Annotated in this window: 20 protein-coding genes; all 20 read right to left on the bottom strand. The window is 48.9% G+C overall.

The features are described 5' to 3' along the window. Positions 1-122 precede the first annotated feature (122 nt). The 20 genes from BQ17_RS19825 to BQ17_RS21180 all read right to left on the bottom strand — a co-directional run bounded on the left by BQ17_RS19825 (position 123) and on the right by BQ17_RS21180 (position 13,914). A complete protein-coding gene (locus BQ17_RS19825; protein WP_218068369.1) occupies positions 123-1,010 on the bottom strand; it encodes a formylmethanofuran dehydrogenase subunit E family protein in 888 nt (295 codons plus the stop codon). Between the two features lie 97 nt (positions 1,011-1,107). Then, the gene (locus BQ17_RS19820) at positions 1,108-1,713 is read right to left on the bottom strand and encodes a hypothetical protein (RefSeq protein WP_089730100.1); all 606 of its coding nucleotides are present in this window, start codon (positions 1,711-1,713) and stop codon (positions 1,108-1,110) included. Between the two features lie 104 nt (positions 1,714-1,817). Next, complete coding sequence (locus tag BQ17_RS19815) at positions 1,818-2,087, bottom strand: Txe/YoeB family addiction module toxin (RefSeq protein WP_089730092.1); 270 nt, start codon at positions 2,085-2,087, stop codon at positions 1,818-1,820. Continuing rightward, positions 2,056-2,268 carry a prevent-host-death protein gene (locus BQ17_RS19810; RefSeq protein WP_089730098.1) on the bottom strand — a complete coding sequence of 71 codons (213 nt, stop codon included), beginning with the start codon at positions 2,266-2,268 and terminating at the stop codon, positions 2,056-2,058. The genes BQ17_RS19815 and BQ17_RS19810 overlap by 32 nt, the downstream gene beginning before the upstream one ends. A 532-nt stretch (positions 2,269-2,800) precedes the next feature. Further along, entirely contained in the window at positions 2,801-3,037 is a 237-nt protein-coding gene (locus BQ17_RS21185; protein WP_141699402.1) for a hypothetical protein, read from the bottom strand. Then, positions 3,030-3,689 carry a hypothetical protein gene (locus BQ17_RS19800; RefSeq protein WP_141699401.1) on the bottom strand — a complete coding sequence of 220 codons (660 nt, stop codon included), beginning with the start codon at positions 3,687-3,689 and terminating at the stop codon, positions 3,030-3,032. Before BQ17_RS19800 ends, BQ17_RS21185 begins: the two co-directional genes overlap by 8 nt. A gap of 161 nt (positions 3,690-3,850) precedes the next feature. Further along, positions 3,851-4,885: an NADH-quinone oxidoreductase subunit NuoH gene (nuoH, locus tag BQ17_RS19795; protein WP_089730085.1), complete on the bottom strand. Its 1,035-nt coding sequence runs from the start codon at positions 4,883-4,885 to the stop codon at positions 3,851-3,853. Between the two features lie 63 nt (positions 4,886-4,948). Beyond that, positions 4,949-5,713, bottom strand: a complete 765-nt coding sequence (locus tag BQ17_RS19790; protein ID WP_089730083.1) for a hypothetical protein — start codon at positions 5,711-5,713, stop codon at positions 4,949-4,951. Between the two features lie 34 nt (positions 5,714-5,747). Continuing rightward, positions 5,748-8,147: an NADH-quinone oxidoreductase subunit NuoG gene (nuoG, locus tag BQ17_RS19785; RefSeq protein ID WP_089730081.1), complete on the bottom strand. Its 2,400-nt coding sequence runs from the start codon at positions 8,145-8,147 to the stop codon at positions 5,748-5,750. A gap of 117 nt (positions 8,148-8,264) precedes the next feature. Next, complete coding sequence (locus tag BQ17_RS19780; protein ID WP_089730079.1) at positions 8,265-8,522, bottom strand: hypothetical protein; 258 nt, start codon at positions 8,520-8,522, stop codon at positions 8,265-8,267. 384 nt (positions 8,523-8,906) lie between these two features. Beyond that, entirely contained in the window at positions 8,907-9,047 is a 141-nt protein-coding gene (locus tag BQ17_RS23000) for a hypothetical protein (protein WP_218068368.1), read from the bottom strand. Next, positions 9,031-9,267, bottom strand: coding sequence for a DUF433 domain-containing protein (locus tag BQ17_RS19770; RefSeq protein WP_089730096.1), 237 nt, complete (start codon positions 9,265-9,267; stop codon positions 9,031-9,033). Before BQ17_RS19770 ends, BQ17_RS23000 begins: the two co-directional genes overlap by 17 nt. Positions 9,268-9,773: 506 nt before the next feature. Then, positions 9,774-10,295, bottom strand: coding sequence for a reverse transcriptase domain-containing protein (locus tag BQ17_RS23635; protein ID WP_256091686.1), 522 nt, complete (start codon positions 10,293-10,295; stop codon positions 9,774-9,776). A 5-nt stretch (positions 10,296-10,300) separates the two neighbouring features. Continuing rightward, positions 10,301-10,663 carry a reverse transcriptase family protein gene (locus BQ17_RS23630; protein ID WP_256091685.1) on the bottom strand — a complete coding sequence of 121 codons (363 nt, stop codon included), beginning with the start codon at positions 10,661-10,663 and terminating at the stop codon, positions 10,301-10,303. Positions 10,664-11,353: 690 nt separating this feature from the next. After that, entirely contained in the window at positions 11,354-11,563 is a 210-nt protein-coding gene (locus BQ17_RS19755) for a hypothetical protein (protein WP_089730077.1), read from the bottom strand. 180 nt (positions 11,564-11,743) lie between these two features. Beyond that, the gene (locus BQ17_RS19750) at positions 11,744-12,007 is read right to left on the bottom strand and encodes a type II toxin-antitoxin system RelE family toxin (protein ID WP_089730075.1); all 264 of its coding nucleotides are present in this window, start codon (positions 12,005-12,007) and stop codon (positions 11,744-11,746) included. Then, a complete protein-coding gene (locus tag BQ17_RS19745; RefSeq protein ID WP_089730074.1) occupies positions 12,004-12,210 on the bottom strand; it encodes a hypothetical protein in 207 nt (68 codons plus the stop codon). The genes BQ17_RS19750 and BQ17_RS19745 overlap by 4 nt, the downstream gene beginning before the upstream one ends. 191 nt (positions 12,211-12,401) lie before the next feature. After that, a complete protein-coding gene (locus BQ17_RS19740; RefSeq protein ID WP_141699400.1) occupies positions 12,402-13,055 on the bottom strand; it encodes a JAB domain-containing protein in 654 nt (217 codons plus the stop codon). A 164-nt stretch (positions 13,056-13,219) separates the two neighbouring features. Continuing rightward, complete coding sequence (locus BQ17_RS19735) at positions 13,220-13,642, bottom strand: type II toxin-antitoxin system VapC family toxin (protein ID WP_089730070.1); 423 nt, start codon at positions 13,640-13,642, stop codon at positions 13,220-13,222. Beyond that, a complete protein-coding gene (locus tag BQ17_RS21180) occupies positions 13,639-13,914 on the bottom strand; it encodes a type II toxin-antitoxin system VapB family antitoxin (protein ID WP_176722531.1) in 276 nt (91 codons plus the stop codon). Before BQ17_RS21180 ends, BQ17_RS19735 begins: the two co-directional genes overlap by 4 nt. Positions 13,915-14,166: the final 252 nt, after the last annotated feature.

The following is a 14,166-nucleotide window of genomic DNA, read 5'->3' as shown; positions in this document are numbered from 1 at the left end:
GAACGAGCCATGAGGGCATCGTGGCCGCTCATTCGCTCCATAACTCGTTGTTTTAGATTGCAATAATGTGGGGATACATCAGGGTCTGTCCCCTATTCTGCGCTTGCTTTCCTAGAAGCGACTTATTTTCCTTCCGAAACAGGTCCTGAAATAGGTCTTTCACGGTAAGGATAATTTTTTAAACGGATATCTCCGCGCTTATGAGGATTTGGTACGATTTTTGTTGTGTCAACCCAATCTTCCCATTTAAAGTTTTCTATGATTTCAGCTTGATAACTTTCACTTAGCGGACGACTCAGGATATCGTTGGCATGCTGCCACTGATAATAACGCAGAAGATCCACCTTATAGGGGTCGGGTTGTCCTTTTGGATTTTTGACGATCCTTTTCAGTTCCATGACTTTCCGCATATCAACTTTGGGCTTCCAGATAATTTCACCCGGAAGAACAACCGGTTCGTCAGGGATGTTGTTGATTCCTTTTTTCCATGTTGCCAGAACAGCGACGTTGGTATCCTCACGATACAGGATAACCGCATGATTATAATCTTTGTTCTTAAAGAATCCGAGAGTGCCGTATTGAAGACGTGCCCCGGTCAGGAAAGCGACTCCGTCCGACCAGCAGGGACCTGTCCCCGAAATTCCTCTGAGCACACTTCTATCTATGATTCCGTCAGGAAAAAGGATAGCGAAAGCGATTTTACAGCTGTTGGCCACATGTGTTATCCCTTCACAGTCATGACCGTGCCATTTGATCATGTCTTTTATTGTCACCGCATAAGTACGCTGATAATACCGCCCTGAGGTACCTTTGGTCGCAAGAATCTCAAATACGGGGGCATACGGCATGGCAACCATGGGGGCATACCAGGTCGGTATCCGATCCGGTTGGGTCACACCGGTTTCTATAAAAATATTGACACCCTGTTTATAAGTCGGTTCCTGACACCAGGGTGATGAATAAATCAGCATCAAAATCATTGTCAGCAAAGAGAGCGGTTTCAATTTCACCTTCTCATTTCTCCTTACGCCGAAGTTTAGCCGCCGCCCGCCTCGACAGAGCCTCGAAATATCAAAAACCTTGCGTGCGGACGGCTGGAGCATAACATCAGGCATTTTGAGTTAACACCTCCAATAATATGCCGACAATTTTACCTGAATTTTCAATTGAATATTCATCAAGATCAATCACTACATCAAGCCCCCCCATTTTCATGAATTTCCATGCGGTTCCGGTAGTAACTACACCATATAGTCGCATAACCCGATTACCTTCAGCTTTATTAAAAATACTTGCTGCTACCATTTCCGCGATACATTGACCCAGACCTCCGACAATATTTTCATTCTTAGCCTCAACCACAGTAATGACAGGACTGCTCAAGATCAATTGCTCTTGGGAGGCACTAATAATAAAATCACAGACACCATTTAATCCCTTTTCCTTATCGACATCGAACTCGATTCCGGAAAACAGACTAACTTTGTGCTCAAGTATTTTTCGCACTTCCACCAAAATATTTGCAATAATAAGTTCTGAACGAGCTTTCTCTGTATTAATAGCACGGGCAAGCGGGATATTTTCCGCTAATATTTCAGTAAGAGCAGAGGAAATATCAATACTTTCGACGGCAGAAAAGACATTTTGCTTCTCTGTTAGGGTAACCCCCAGTTCTTGTTTAACTTTTTTTAAGTCAAAATCAGTGTACGACATAATCTCGACCCCCGACATACAGCTTTTCAAAATCTAAAAGCTCGGCGTTCCCTGTATTACGTTTACTATGCTTTTTTCGCACCTGTTTTCAAAATCCTTTCGTTTCAATAGTGGTAACGGCACGCCAAAATTCTAATTTTGTCTTCTTGAACCTGGTAAACAAGTCGATGTTCTTGGTCAATACGCTTTGACCAGCAACCCGTTAATTCATGTTTGAGTGGCTCAGGTTTACCAATACCTTCAAATGGATTTTCCTGAGTTTCTTGAATAAGTCGGATGAAACGCAAGGCTTTCTTTCTGTCGTTTTGTACCCACCATGCCAAATCTTCGAAATCTACCGGGTCAAATTCCAAGCTGCGTGCGGGCGTTGTCAAGAGAAATGCCTCCAGTTCGATTTTTTGCTTCCAAAAGTCGCTTCTTCATTGTCTCACTTTTCAGCAAATAAGCCGTTTCTCTTTCTGAGGTAATTTCGCGCCAGAGATGAATAGGCACGATGACGCTTACAGGTTGCCCTTCTTTATCCGATATATACTGAATTCGTGCTTGCGCAGTCATTTTTACCTTCACAATCTCAGTTAGGCATTTGGCCCGTTCCCCACGCTCCAGCGTGAGAACGCAATTGTGGACGCTCCAGCGGCCAAGGTTTTCATGACGCTGGAGCGTCTGGATTTGCTCCCACGCTGGAGCGTGGGAGCCAGAGACGGTAATTGATTTGCTGTCGGGTAGTGGCGTGAATCGTAATGGGAGTCATTATGTTGTTTTCGCTTATGTCGTAAGGGATCAAGACCAGAGTCTTGTCGTGTTTTCCAACGACCACCTTTCGGTTCGTCGATGTATCGAAATACCGTTCATTACTATACCTGATGATTTCTTCAATCATTCCAAGATCAAATTCCCTGAGTTTCGTTCTATACTCCAGATAATCGGTCCAGGCGATATTCACCATGTGGATAGTGTTTTGATTTTGTTCTTCTGATAGTTAATTGGTGTTGTATGGCTAACACCGCAAATCACGGGCTGCCAAAAACTGCATAGCGAAGCAGCGCAGTTTTTAGCAGTCCGTGTACATTTGCCTTTTAGAGAATAATTACCTAGTAAGAACAAACAACACGATCAAGGCCAGCAAAAATATTGTTATAAGAAAAAGCCCCGCCTTGCTTGATGCTTTTTCAATATTTTTAATTAGATTACCCTCTTCTGGTGCGTTTGATTTATTTTTTCCTGACGAGGTGGTTGCCCCTGCCCCTGTTGTGACATTTCCCGAGACATTGCCTCCAATAATATTACTATTTTCAACTTTTCCCGCTTTAATATGATTACCCATTGCTAACATCACCTTGAACATCGCCTCCAACTACATTGGAGTTTTTAACCTCATTTATATTCACGCTTCTATCTGAGAAATTTACAATCATTTCGTTTCTCTCGCGATATGCTGGATTAGATATAAATTCCTCAAGCCCATCAATTGTTTCTTTTATAAATCCAGAGTCACTTCTAGAGACAAAGTACAAAGTAAGATTGTTAACAAATATGACTCTTAAGCCATGTATGTCATAATAATCCACATGCGTCCAACGCGACCATGTTGCTCTCACAAGAAATAATATACTGATGAGCAATGAGGCTGGTATAGCCAACAACAAAAACATTAATAAATCCCTAAACTCCTTTTCATTTAAACCGGATTCACTACGCAACCAATCGATAATAACGTTTATACTTGTTCTGTCATTTGCTTCCCACACGACCAATATTATGAGAATAGCGCATACGAATAGAAAAAATTTAAAAAATAACTTACCTCTGTCGTAATTATCTTGAATGCTCTGAGGCTCCGGGTTCTCTTTTCTTATGGAGTCAAATGTCACTGACACTATATTCATTATAGAATACACGCTGTTTTCGCAGCGCATAGCATTCCCTTTTATTGATATAAGAGCATTACTAAACTCCCTCACATCATTAGAACTCACGATAACCTCCTAATGTATTTTACTCTAACATGCAATCGACGACTTCTCCGCCGCAACTAAAGTATCCAATAGTAGGTGCCTAACTATAGGAACTTATATTTAGGTTTCTATAGTTAAATACCCACGACCACTGTGCTTATAGCTCTATCCTTATGCCTTCCCTATACCGCCCACCAAGGCGGCAGCTCATAGATCACCGCAAGCCCGATCACCAGGATCCACACGATGGTGATGGGGATGAAGACCTTCCAGCCCAGGCGCATGATCTGATCGTAGCGGTAGCGGGGAAAAGTGGCCCGGAACCAGAGGAATAGGAACATGAAGAAGAAGGTCTTGAGCACCAACCAGTGAAAGCCGTCGTCGAGCAGAAAGATCCCGTCCACCCAGGCCGCCGGCAGGGGAGACAGCCAGCCGCCGAGGAACATCAGGGCCGACAGTGCCGAGATCAGGATCATGTTGGCGTACTCGCCGAGGAAGAAGACGGCAAAGGCCATCCCCGAGTATTCGACGTGGAAGCCGGCCACGATCTCCGATTCGCCCTCCGCTACGTCGAAGGGGGCGCGGTTGGTCTCGGCCACGCCGGAGATGAAATAGATGCCGAACAGGGGCAGCAGGGGCAGCCAGAACCAAGTCAGCAGACTACCCTCCTGGGCGCGCACGATGTCCCCGAGGTTGAGGCTGCCGGCCGCTACCAGGACCCCCACCAGGGCAAAGCCCATGGCGATCTCATAGGCGACCATCTGGGCCGCCGAACGCATGGCCCCCAGGAAGCCGTATTTGGAGTTGGAGGCCCAGCCTGAGATGATCACGCCGTAGACACTCAGCGAGGTCAGGGCGATGATGTAGAGGAGACCGGCATTGATGTCCGCCAGTACCAGCCCTTCGTCGAAGGGAAATACGGCCCAAGCAGCCAGGGCCGGGCCCAGGGTCAGCATGGGGGCGATCAGGAAGAGGATCTTGTTCGCCTCGGTAGGCAGCACGATCTCCTTGAACATGAGCTTGACCGCATCGGCGATGGGCTGCAGGAGGCCCCGCGGTCCGACCCGGTTGGGGCCGATTCGGATCTGCATGTAGCCGATGACCTTACGTTCGGCCAGGGTGTAATAAGCCACCAGGCCCATGAGCGGTCCCAGGAGGACAACGATCTTGAGCAAGATCTGTATGACTACCGGCAGTGAATCCCAGAGCGCTATCATGGTTCTCTATCTACAGGCGATGGGTGGAAAGTAGGATAGCGGATGATTTCGCTGGACATCCAGTTAATCCGGATCCGGCTGATAACAAGCACTTAACTTTGACAATGCCCAGCGTGTCTTGGTCAAAGCGCTGCTTTTGATGTCCATTTTCTTCAGGAGATCATTCATTTCTTCTTGTGCCCGATCGCTCTTACTTTCCGGCACTTTTGTAGAAAGCTCATAAAGTTGTTGACCGTTCATTTCCCATACTTCAAGGGTAAGTGATTTTATATTTTTCTTAACCCCTTTATATTTATATTTGGTTGCTTTTATCGGGCCATATGTTTGCAGAGACAATTGGCTAAGTGACTGATCCATTATTTCCTCGACTTTTTTTAACTGTTGATCGGACCAAAATACAAAGGATCCATCCGGTCTCGAACCTTCACTAAAGCTTAAAAAGGGAATTGTCGTCTTCAAGCTGCAAGAAAATAGCTCTCGTTTGTTTGGTAACAGGTCTTTTTCACACTCAAAACCAGGGATATCCTGAAGATTATCTGTTCTTATTTTTACGGTACTTTCCATTTTCCCTTCCAAAAATGAATCCCCTTGCCGAATACGTGCTCTTAAAATCAGGCCTTTGTCATTCAAGCTACAGGAGGAGGTATCAAAGAAATAAACAATAAGCTCTTTCTCACTACGACGATCCGATTTCCTGGAAAGGAAATCATTTAATCTATCAAAATCCGACTGTTTGCCAAGCACGGTTTTTATTTCTACCTTGTCTTGGGCAAAGGTAAAGGTGCTGAAAAAAACTATCATAAAACCAAGGAATTTAAGCACAGACATTTGTTTCCCCACTCGTTCGGCAAATGTAATCGCCTCAAACCTTGGCCACGGACACGGGACCGATCTGATCCCCCAGATTCTCGCTGCCGGCAACCCCGGCCGGAATGCGCACACAACCCGCGGGGACCGCGCCGTCCAGACCCACCGGCATCCGCGCGGATGAACCATTCTGGCGCACCTCCACCAAGTCACCCGCGGCCAGTCCCAGCGCCGATGCTTCGGTGCTGCGCAGAAATGCGCCGAGCTGAACGGCGGCCGGCGTGTGCTGGAGGGCCGGGGCGCGGCGCACCAGGGCATCCACGGCATAGATGGGCAGGTTGCCGATCCGGACGAGCCCGTCTCCGGAACTCCGCGGTTTCTCCTCGAAGGTGCCCTGGGGCCGGTTGTCCGGCTGGCTACTTAGCTTTACGCCACTGCAGATCCTTTGCAGCTCCGTAAGGACATCCGTCGAGCTAGTCTGCTCGAAGCCGGGGAGATCGAGTAGATTACCGAGAACCCGTAATAGCTTCCAGCCGGGCCGTGCCTCACCGGGGGGGGCCACCGCTCCGCGGAAGGATTGCCAGCTCGCACCTGCATTGACGAAGGTGCCCGAGGTCTCGGCAAAGGCCGCGACGGGCAGCATGATATGGGCCCTCTGCTCCAGGGAAGGGCTGCGGTGGGTCGCACAGGCCACCACCAGCTCCGCCTGGTCGAGGACCTTGAGCGCCCGGGCCGGGTTGCCGAGATCATAAGCGGGCTCGATACCCCACAACAGATAGGCCTTGCGGACCTGCGTCAACATCTCCGCCGTGGACATGCCGATGGCCTGACTCACGCGCGCCCCCGGCATTCGGTGCGGCAAGGCACCGGCCAGGTAGGCCCCTACGCTATTGGCACTTGTCGGCAAATAGCCAACCTTTGCTTGGGCCGCCTCCGCAATCACCTGGGCCAGATGCTTGAGTAGGCAGTAGTCCGGATGTGCCGCGGCAAGTGCGCCAAGCAGGACCAACCCCCTACCCTGCTGTCCTGCCTCCTGCAACCACCGCGCGGTTTCCTGGTGGGACTCATCCGGTTGGGCGGCGGCGATCAGATCTTGGACCGGGCCGGAGCTATGCCCGTCTAGGGCCTTGGCGATGGCCCCCAGGTCTTCGAGCATCCCCGCCGGATGGCTGACATGCTGCCGGCTCGGGAAGGTCAAGGAGAGCGTGAGTGGATTGACCAGGGCCACCTGGGCCCCGGCCATGGCCGCCTTGCGGATGCGATGGGCCAACAAGGGCTGCTCTTGACGGATGTCCGTCCCGATCAGTAGCAGACCCTGCTGTTGCTCCAGCTCTGCGATGGGCACCCCGAGCCAGGGCAGCGGGGCATCGGCGGTATCGCCGCGAAAATCCTGCTGCCGCAGGCGGGTATCGATGTGGTTGCCACCCAGGCCACGGATGATCTTCTGGAGCAGGTACATCTCTTCGAGCGTAGCGGTCGGTGCAACCAAAGCGCCCAACTCGTTGTCACCGGCGGATTTGAGCCCTTCGGCGACCATGCCCAAGGCCTCCTGCCAATCGGCGGTCCGCCACTGCGCATCTCCTTTGACCATGGGCCTTTTGACCATGGGGTGGAGCAGGCGGTCATCGGCATCGAGGCCCTGATAGCTGAAACGGTCCCGGTCCGAGATCCAGGTCTCGTTCACCTCCTCATTGTCCTTGGGATGCACCCGCATGACCCGGTTGTCGCGGATGTGGAAATGGATGTTCGATCCCACCGCATCGTGGGGGGCGATACCCTCGGCCTGGGTCAGCTCCCAGGAGCGGGCATTGAAGCGGAAGGGCTTGGAGGTGAGGGCCCCCACCGGACAGAGGTCGATGACATTCCCCGAGAGCTCGTGGGAGATCGTGTGCGCCACATAGGTGCCGATGCGCATATCCTCGCCGCGGCCGGTGGCGCCCAGCTCGCGGACACCGGCGATCTCCGCCCCGAAACGCACGCAGCGGGTACAGTGGATACAGCGGGTCATATCGGTCGCGATCAGGGGACCTAAGTCCTCGTCCGCGACCACCCGCTTGCGCTCGCTGTACCGGGATACGTCCCCGCCATAGCCCATGGCTACGTCCTGCAGCTCGCACTCGCCGCCTTGGTCGCAGATCGGGCAGTCCAGCGGGTGGTTGATGAGCAGGAACTCCATGGTGCCCCGCTGGGCATCTATGGCCAGGGGTGATCGGGTCAGTACCCGCATACCCTCGGCGACAGGCGTGCCACAGGCATGGGCCGGCTTGGGGAAGGGTCGCCCACCCTGCTCTACCTCCACCAGACACATGCGGCAATTGGAAGCAACGGACAGCTTCTTGTGGTAGCAAAAACGCGGGATATGGATACCTTCACGGTCGGCGACCGTGATGATCATCTCGCCGGGGGTCGCCTCGCAAGCGCACCCGTCGATCTCGATGGTGATCTTGTCTGTCATTTTCTCTCTGGTCGCCCGACCCTGTTAGGCGATATAACCCCAGCTTTTGAATTGTGACTGTAGCTCTGGATCATCTTTTTAACAAAATTTCAAATCCTGCCTGTTCTAAAGTGATGATCAGTAGTAAATATTTCGAAAATTCCCATATCCGATAGCAATCAAGGCCGAAGTGTCAACAAAAATAGGCTTCATGATTTCTTGGGCAATCCGTATAAGTGGAGCATTGATTTTGATGCATTTCAATCTTGACATGAAACTGCCTTCTTGGGAAACGCTCTTAGCTCCAACAAAGTTCTTTATGATACTGTAAAGTTCATCCAAATATCTGTCATCAACATTGTCAATCTCTGCTTTAATAAGCTCTTTTGTAGTCATGGCAATGTTATATAATTAGTGGTCAAGGAACTCAGGATAATGATTATAACTATCTTCCGCATCCGAAGGCCTAACCATCGCAAACGATCTCTTCCGCAAGCTACCGACTTCTCTACCTTGCACCGCATTGCCAACTCTCAAACTTCTGGCGGTTAACGCCAAAATCAGCTGCCGACGAAGAAAGTCAGCTGCATTCTATTTTGTTAGGATTCAATGTTGATTATCTCATGAGATTGGATAGTTTTCAGTGCATTATGCAGTGCAGGTATTAACGGCTTAAGTGTAGGAAGTCGGTTATCAGATGCAACAAGCACAATTACTGAAATATCAAAATGATTCATATTCTGTTGGTATTCCAGGTTTTGGTCAGCCGTGATTAAAACATCAAACTCTATTTTCTGCAACGCTGAGTAGTTCACCGTTTCTCATGCTTGACCATCCTTTTTCTTGAACCATGTAAGTTGTATGATCAAGTAATTCTCTCTTCAATTTCTTTGGCAAACATTCATCAATGAGAATATTCATAAACCTTTTCCAAAAGTGTCTCTTTTGCTGCTTCCAATGCTTGTATGGCTTGTTCTCTTTTTACTGATGGGAAATCATCCAAAAACTCATTTAAACTATCTCCAGCTTCTAAATAGTCAATAAGATTTTTGACTGGTACACGAGTATTTTTAAAAACTGGTGTGCCACTTAAAACATCTCTGGAGCATGTAATGATACCATCTATTGCGGTGGTTTTCATTATCCCAAATTTTAGCATGATATTTTCCTCATATTTGCATCTGGATCCATCACGGTAGGACGGCCAGTTACCCGGCCGCCCCCGTACAGATCCCCGCATGCGGAACTACCGCGCGGGGCTCCTCAAAGTCACTCACTTCGCACATGGCGCGTCATCGTTCGTAGTGTTCAGAAGGCGTGGCATAGGCGTGGGCTCTGGAGTTTGAAGACTTTTATCAGTTCCGCAAATCCTTCCCAATTATAGCTACGCCGTTGACTACGGCGGTTTAGCGCTTTGATAAGAATCCGCTTGGCATGATGATAGAAGTCTTGCAAGCTTTTATCGTTCCCCCGGATACCGTAGTAGTTGTAATACCCGCGCAGCTTGGAATTGAGCCTGGCAAATATTACCCGCTTAGGTAACCGGCAGCTCTCACGGCACCATTCCTGGAAGTTCGCCAGCGCTGCGCGGTATTTCTTACGGTCCGTGCGACGTTTGAGCACTGGCTTGTGCCAGCGGCCACGTTCCTAGCGAAACTCAAAACCCAAGAATGAAAAGGCACCACTCGCTTTCCAGTTTTGCGGACTGAACCGCATCCAGTTCGTTTTCTCTGCTGCAACTTCTAATCCAAACTTGCCTAACCTGTCTGCGAGCACACCGTAGAATCGCTCGGCATCGGCCTCAAGCTCGTATGCGCATACCAAGTCGTCCGCATACCGGCATCGGTACGCCGCCTCTCGGCAGTGCGCCTTGACGGTCTCTTCGAACCACACATCTAACGCATCGTGAAGATAGATATTGGCGTGTATCGGTGACACGATCCCGCCTTGCGGTGAGCCTCTTTCCGGGTACTTCACCGCTCCATCCGGCTCCAGTATGCCTGCCTTCAACCACTTGCGTATCCGCTTTATAAAGGGCTCGTCGTCTATCCTTAGCTCCAACATCTCGACCAGCTTTTCATGTTCAAGATGATCGAAAAAGCCTCGGATGTCTGCCTCTACTACGTAGTGGTAGTTACCACTTCTCAGCGCTACGCTCAGGTCTCTCACCGCTTCTAAGGCACCGACTCCAGGTCGGTAGCTGACAGGTAGCCATAGCTGCGGTCCAGAAAATCCTGTTCGTAGATCGCTTCCAGTCGCTTCGATACCCCGATTTGTAACAGCTTGTCCGCAATGGCCGGTATACCCAAGGGTCTCAACTTCCCGTTGTGTTTGGGTCGGTATCTCCTGAGCACCAGCTTGGTATGGTACCTTCCCGCTTTGACTGCTGTGACCAGGGCGACTACATTCGCCCACAGGCTCTTCTTATAGCTGCCTGCATCCTGCCGGTCTACACCGCTCGCTGCACGCTTGTTGATAAAACGCCAACACCACAGAAGATAACCCTCTCCCTCGGGAATCTCACCATGCCGTTTCATTCGGTCGATGTTTGTTTTCTCTGTTCTCTGCCTGGTTTCCCGGCAGTGCCACACGATCTCAACCATCGTCTCGACTACCGATTCCTCTGTGTTGGCTTCCAGTCCGTTAACACTGTCGCCGTCTGCTTTGTTGCCTTTCACGAGGCTGAAATCGCTCCAGGGTGGTGCAGTCGCCCTTCTGGCCTACAAGATTCTCTGTGTACGCTTCACCTCTGTTGTTCACGCTCGCTCCAGTGTCCCTACCAAGGCGTCGCTTTCCGCCAGCGGCGCAACATGCGATACGGGTGGGGGGTTAACCCTTTCCCGACCGGGACTTTCACCCGGCAAGAAGCGCCAAGCTTCGCTTGGCGCACTAACGGCAAGCTCAGCGGTGCGAGTTTACGAGCATCCGCTGGAGCCTGTTTTTAGCTGTCGTTTGCCCTAATTTCATGCAAAGTGCCGATACATCCCGCGCCGATGAAGACACCACACAAACTCGACTTCAGATGCGCCAACCGCCAAGCCGATCCTATACTCGCCAACGCGGATGCGGTAAAGGCTATCGGTTCCACCGAGCTTTTTTACCCTGTTGACCTCTCTTAAACTGGCCGCCTCTTCTACTTCTTCTACGGCTTGCTCGACTTGTGCCAGAATGTTTGGATCTTTAGATTTTCTTCAGATCTTGTGCAAAACTCTTTCGAAATATGATCTTCACCCCTGACCCTCAAGAATTTCGAAAATCGCCTCTCTGGAGACTTTTTCCGTTTGTTGACCTTCTCGGATAGTCTCGGCTAGCGTCATATCTCCCAGCACTTCAACAAACACATCATGCAATAGTTCACGCTGCTCCTGGAGCATCTCAGTAAGGGCTTCTTTGAACAGTTTTTTTAAGGCGTCTCCGCTTAACTCAGTGTGTGCCATGCCGATTTCGCCTCAGTCAGTTAATAAGTATCCGATGGTAACCTGCAACAACAAACGATTGAATGACGACAGCTAATGCCTCGCACCACCGGCAGCAAAAAGCAGAAAACGACTCATCAATTGAGCCTGACCCCTTTTCCGCCCCAGCCGCCACGGAACGAGGTCGGCTGGAGGCCCGGGTTAGCTTTCTATTTTGTACACTTTTCTACGGTGTCCAATATGGACAATCAAAATCACTAATTCATTGTCGGTAATTTCGTAAATCACCCGATAATCCCCTACTCTAATTCGCCAAGCATCTCGACCAATGAGCTTTTTGCATCCGCTTGGCCTTGGTTCGTTCGATAGATTTCTTATCGACCCGATAATTTTTGCTTGATATGGCTGCGATATCTTTGCCAATGATTTTTGAGCATTTTGCTTGATTCTTATGGTATAACTCACTTAACCATACCACTCTCAATTTCCTTGACTGCTTGTTCAAACGGAATAGTTTCGTTGGCTTTGGTTTTGGCTTCATCGTAAGCTCTAATATCATCTAACTCTTCCATCTCTTCGATTATGTTCTCCCATTCCGAATATGGGAGTATTACTGCTCTCCTATTTAAATCCTCGTCAACAATATAATCTGGATGGAGTTCTATCATTAGTATCTCCGATATTTAAATCGCCTCACTTGCATCTATCAAAAGCTAACAGCATGCCTAGCCTCTCCAGTACCGCGCTTCCCAATGACCTGAGCTAAGCTCCTGAGCCCAATGTGCGATATTGGGTCGGGTTAAGCCAGTTGTTGGCCGACAGTTTTCTTGTTTTACGATGAACTTTCCAGTAGCCACCCTTATAGTTCTTTAATCTCCTCGATTGAAAGCCCTGATGTTTCAGCAATGATCGTTATACTGATCTCTTTTTGCTTCATTGCCTTTGCTATTTCAATGGCTTTTTTCTCTTCCCCTTCTCTTAACCCTTCTTCCCTGTATCTCTCCTTGAGTTTATAAGGCAAAATCCATCGTTCGCTTACCTGAAGTTTCTTGAAGATCCCCGAATCGACAAAACTATGATAGGTTTCGTCGCTGACGATGAGATGATCGATCACTTCGACCTTAAGAAATTTGCCTGCCTGAATAAAATGATCGGTGAGATCCTGATCTTCGTATGATGGCGTCACATCCCCGCCGGGATGATTATGGACCATAATAACCTGAACGGCCAGCTTGTAAATTGCCATGCGGAAGGCTTCTCTGGGGTTGATGCTCGCCATGTTGGTAGAACTCAGAGCGACCAACTCGATATAAAGTATTTTGTTCGCTTGATTCAAACCCACCATCCAGAAGTGTTCCTGACCTTGACCGATTTTGTTTTCTCTACGGAGAATCTGGCGCATGATCAGATAAATGTCTTCCGCACCATTTACGGCGACTTTTTGTTGCTTGCTTAGTTTGACTTCCATTGCGGGGCCTTTTGTAGAGGGGCTAACGCCAAAAGCAGCTGCCAACGAAATATTCGCATCTGGACCCTAACGGCTTGGCCTAGGCACCCAATGCCGCGTGGCACTGAGCTTGAAAGCTGCTGAGGAGCCGGATTGCGGCATTGGGTCGCTTGCAGCCGAATGTCAGGCGAATGATCCATGTTAGGCAAAACGCCCATCTGAATGCATAATCAATCAAACCAGTTTTCTACGGTCAATCCTTCAAACCCGTTAAAATCATCAATATTACGAGTGACTAAAATCAGATCATTCACTTTAGCAATAGCGGCAATTTGCCCATCGGTAAAAGGCGGGGGTTTGCCTTGCGCTGTCAAACGAGCGCGTTCTTGGGAATGCCACAACGCGGCAGCAATATCATAGGAAAAAATAGGCAAGCCGGCTAATATAACTTGGTCGAGGTAATTCTGAAGATCGGTACGGCGTTTAGCCTCAAAAGGTAAACGCAAACAACCAAATAGAAGTTCATGCACAACCACACTGGCAGTCGATAGTTCAGATTTATGGCGATTCGTATGCTCAAGAACTGATAATGAAGGTTGGGGTTTAATCGCTTCCGAAAGAATGTTGGTGTCCAGCAAATAACGTAAAGTCATAATACTATTGTTCTGCCAGAGTCTTCGTCGCGTACATTAGAAAAAATTTCATCTATATCGCCTAGCTCCGATAAATTGACTGAACCGCGAAAATGTTGTAATCGTTCCCAAAAATCAAATTTTGATTGCGTGGTTTTTTCTAAATTTTTAGTTTTCTGAGTTTGTAATAATGAACGTAATGCGTATTCAAGCAACATACGATTATCTACCATACCTGTCATATGTACGGCTTGATGAAAGAGTTGATCATCTATTACTGTATGGATATTCATAATTGATAGCCTCCCAAATGACTTAATATAAGGCGGGAAAAGCGCAAAGAAATACATGATAAAGGAACCATTTTAGAACATTTTTAGCCGCTACCACTTTTATTCAAACAGCCTCTCAAGAATATCGATATCAGTGGTTTTATTCGGGAGAATATTCATCTGTCCGGTAGGTGAAAGGCAATGCCATTAAGTTAAGCGTCACCGGCGCCGTTTGTGATTGGTTGATCCCTGTTTTCGTTCGCCCTCTCCCCA

The sequence above is a fragment of the Candidatus Thiosymbion oneisti genome (assembly GCF_900092655.1).
In the GTDB taxonomy this organism is placed as follows: Bacteria; Pseudomonadota; Gammaproteobacteria; order Chromatiales; family Chromatiaceae; genus Thiosymbion; species Thiosymbion oneisti.
This window is presented reverse-complemented; position numbering and strand designations above follow the sequence as displayed.

Bases quoted from the DNA above. Each gene is read 5' to 3' on its own strand.
- BQ17_RS19820 (WP_089730100.1), bottom strand. From the start codon at position 1,713: ATGTCGTACACTGATTTTGACTTAAAAAAAGTTAAACAAGAACTGGGG.
- BQ17_RS19810 (WP_089730098.1), bottom strand. From the start codon at position 2,268: ATGACTGCGCAAGCACGAATTCAGTATATATCGGATAAAGAAGGGCAA.
- BQ17_RS21185 (WP_141699402.1), bottom strand. From the start codon at position 3,037: ATGGGTAATCATATTAAAGCGGGAAAAGTTGAAAATAGTAATATTATT.
- nuoH (WP_089730085.1), bottom strand. From the start codon at position 4,885: ATGATAGCGCTCTGGGATTCACTGCCGGTAGTCATACAGATCTTGCTC.
- BQ17_RS19790 (WP_089730083.1), bottom strand. From the start codon at position 5,713: ATGTCTGTGCTTAAATTCCTTGGTTTTATGATAGTTTTTTTCAGCACC.
- nuoG (WP_089730081.1), bottom strand. From the start codon at position 8,147: ATGACAGACAAGATCACCATCGAGATCGACGGGTGCGCTTGCGAGGCG.
- BQ17_RS19780 (WP_089730079.1), bottom strand. From the start codon at position 8,522: ATGACTACAAAAGAGCTTATTAAAGCAGAGATTGACAATGTTGATGAC.
- BQ17_RS23000 (WP_218068368.1), bottom strand. From the start codon at position 9,047: ATGAATATTCTCATTGATGAATGTTTGCCAAAGAAATTGAAGAGAGAA.
- BQ17_RS19770 (WP_089730096.1), bottom strand. From the start codon at position 9,267: ATGAAAACCACCGCAATAGATGGTATCATTACATGCTCCAGAGATGTT.
- BQ17_RS23630 (WP_256091685.1), bottom strand. From the start codon at position 10,663: ATGAAACGGCATGGTGAGATTCCCGAGGGAGAGGGTTATCTTCTGTGG.
- BQ17_RS19755 (WP_089730077.1), bottom strand. From the start codon at position 11,563: ATGGCACACACTGAGTTAAGCGGAGACGCCTTAAAAAAACTGTTCAAA.
- BQ17_RS19745 (WP_089730074.1), bottom strand. From the start codon at position 12,210: ATGATAGAACTCCATCCAGATTATATTGTTGACGAGGATTTAAATAGG.
- BQ17_RS19735 (WP_089730070.1), bottom strand. From the start codon at position 13,642: ATGACTTTACGTTATTTGCTGGACACCAACATTCTTTCGGAAGCGATT.
- BQ17_RS21180 (WP_176722531.1), bottom strand. From the start codon at position 13,914: ATGAATATCCATACAGTAATAGATGATCAACTCTTTCATCAAGCCGTA.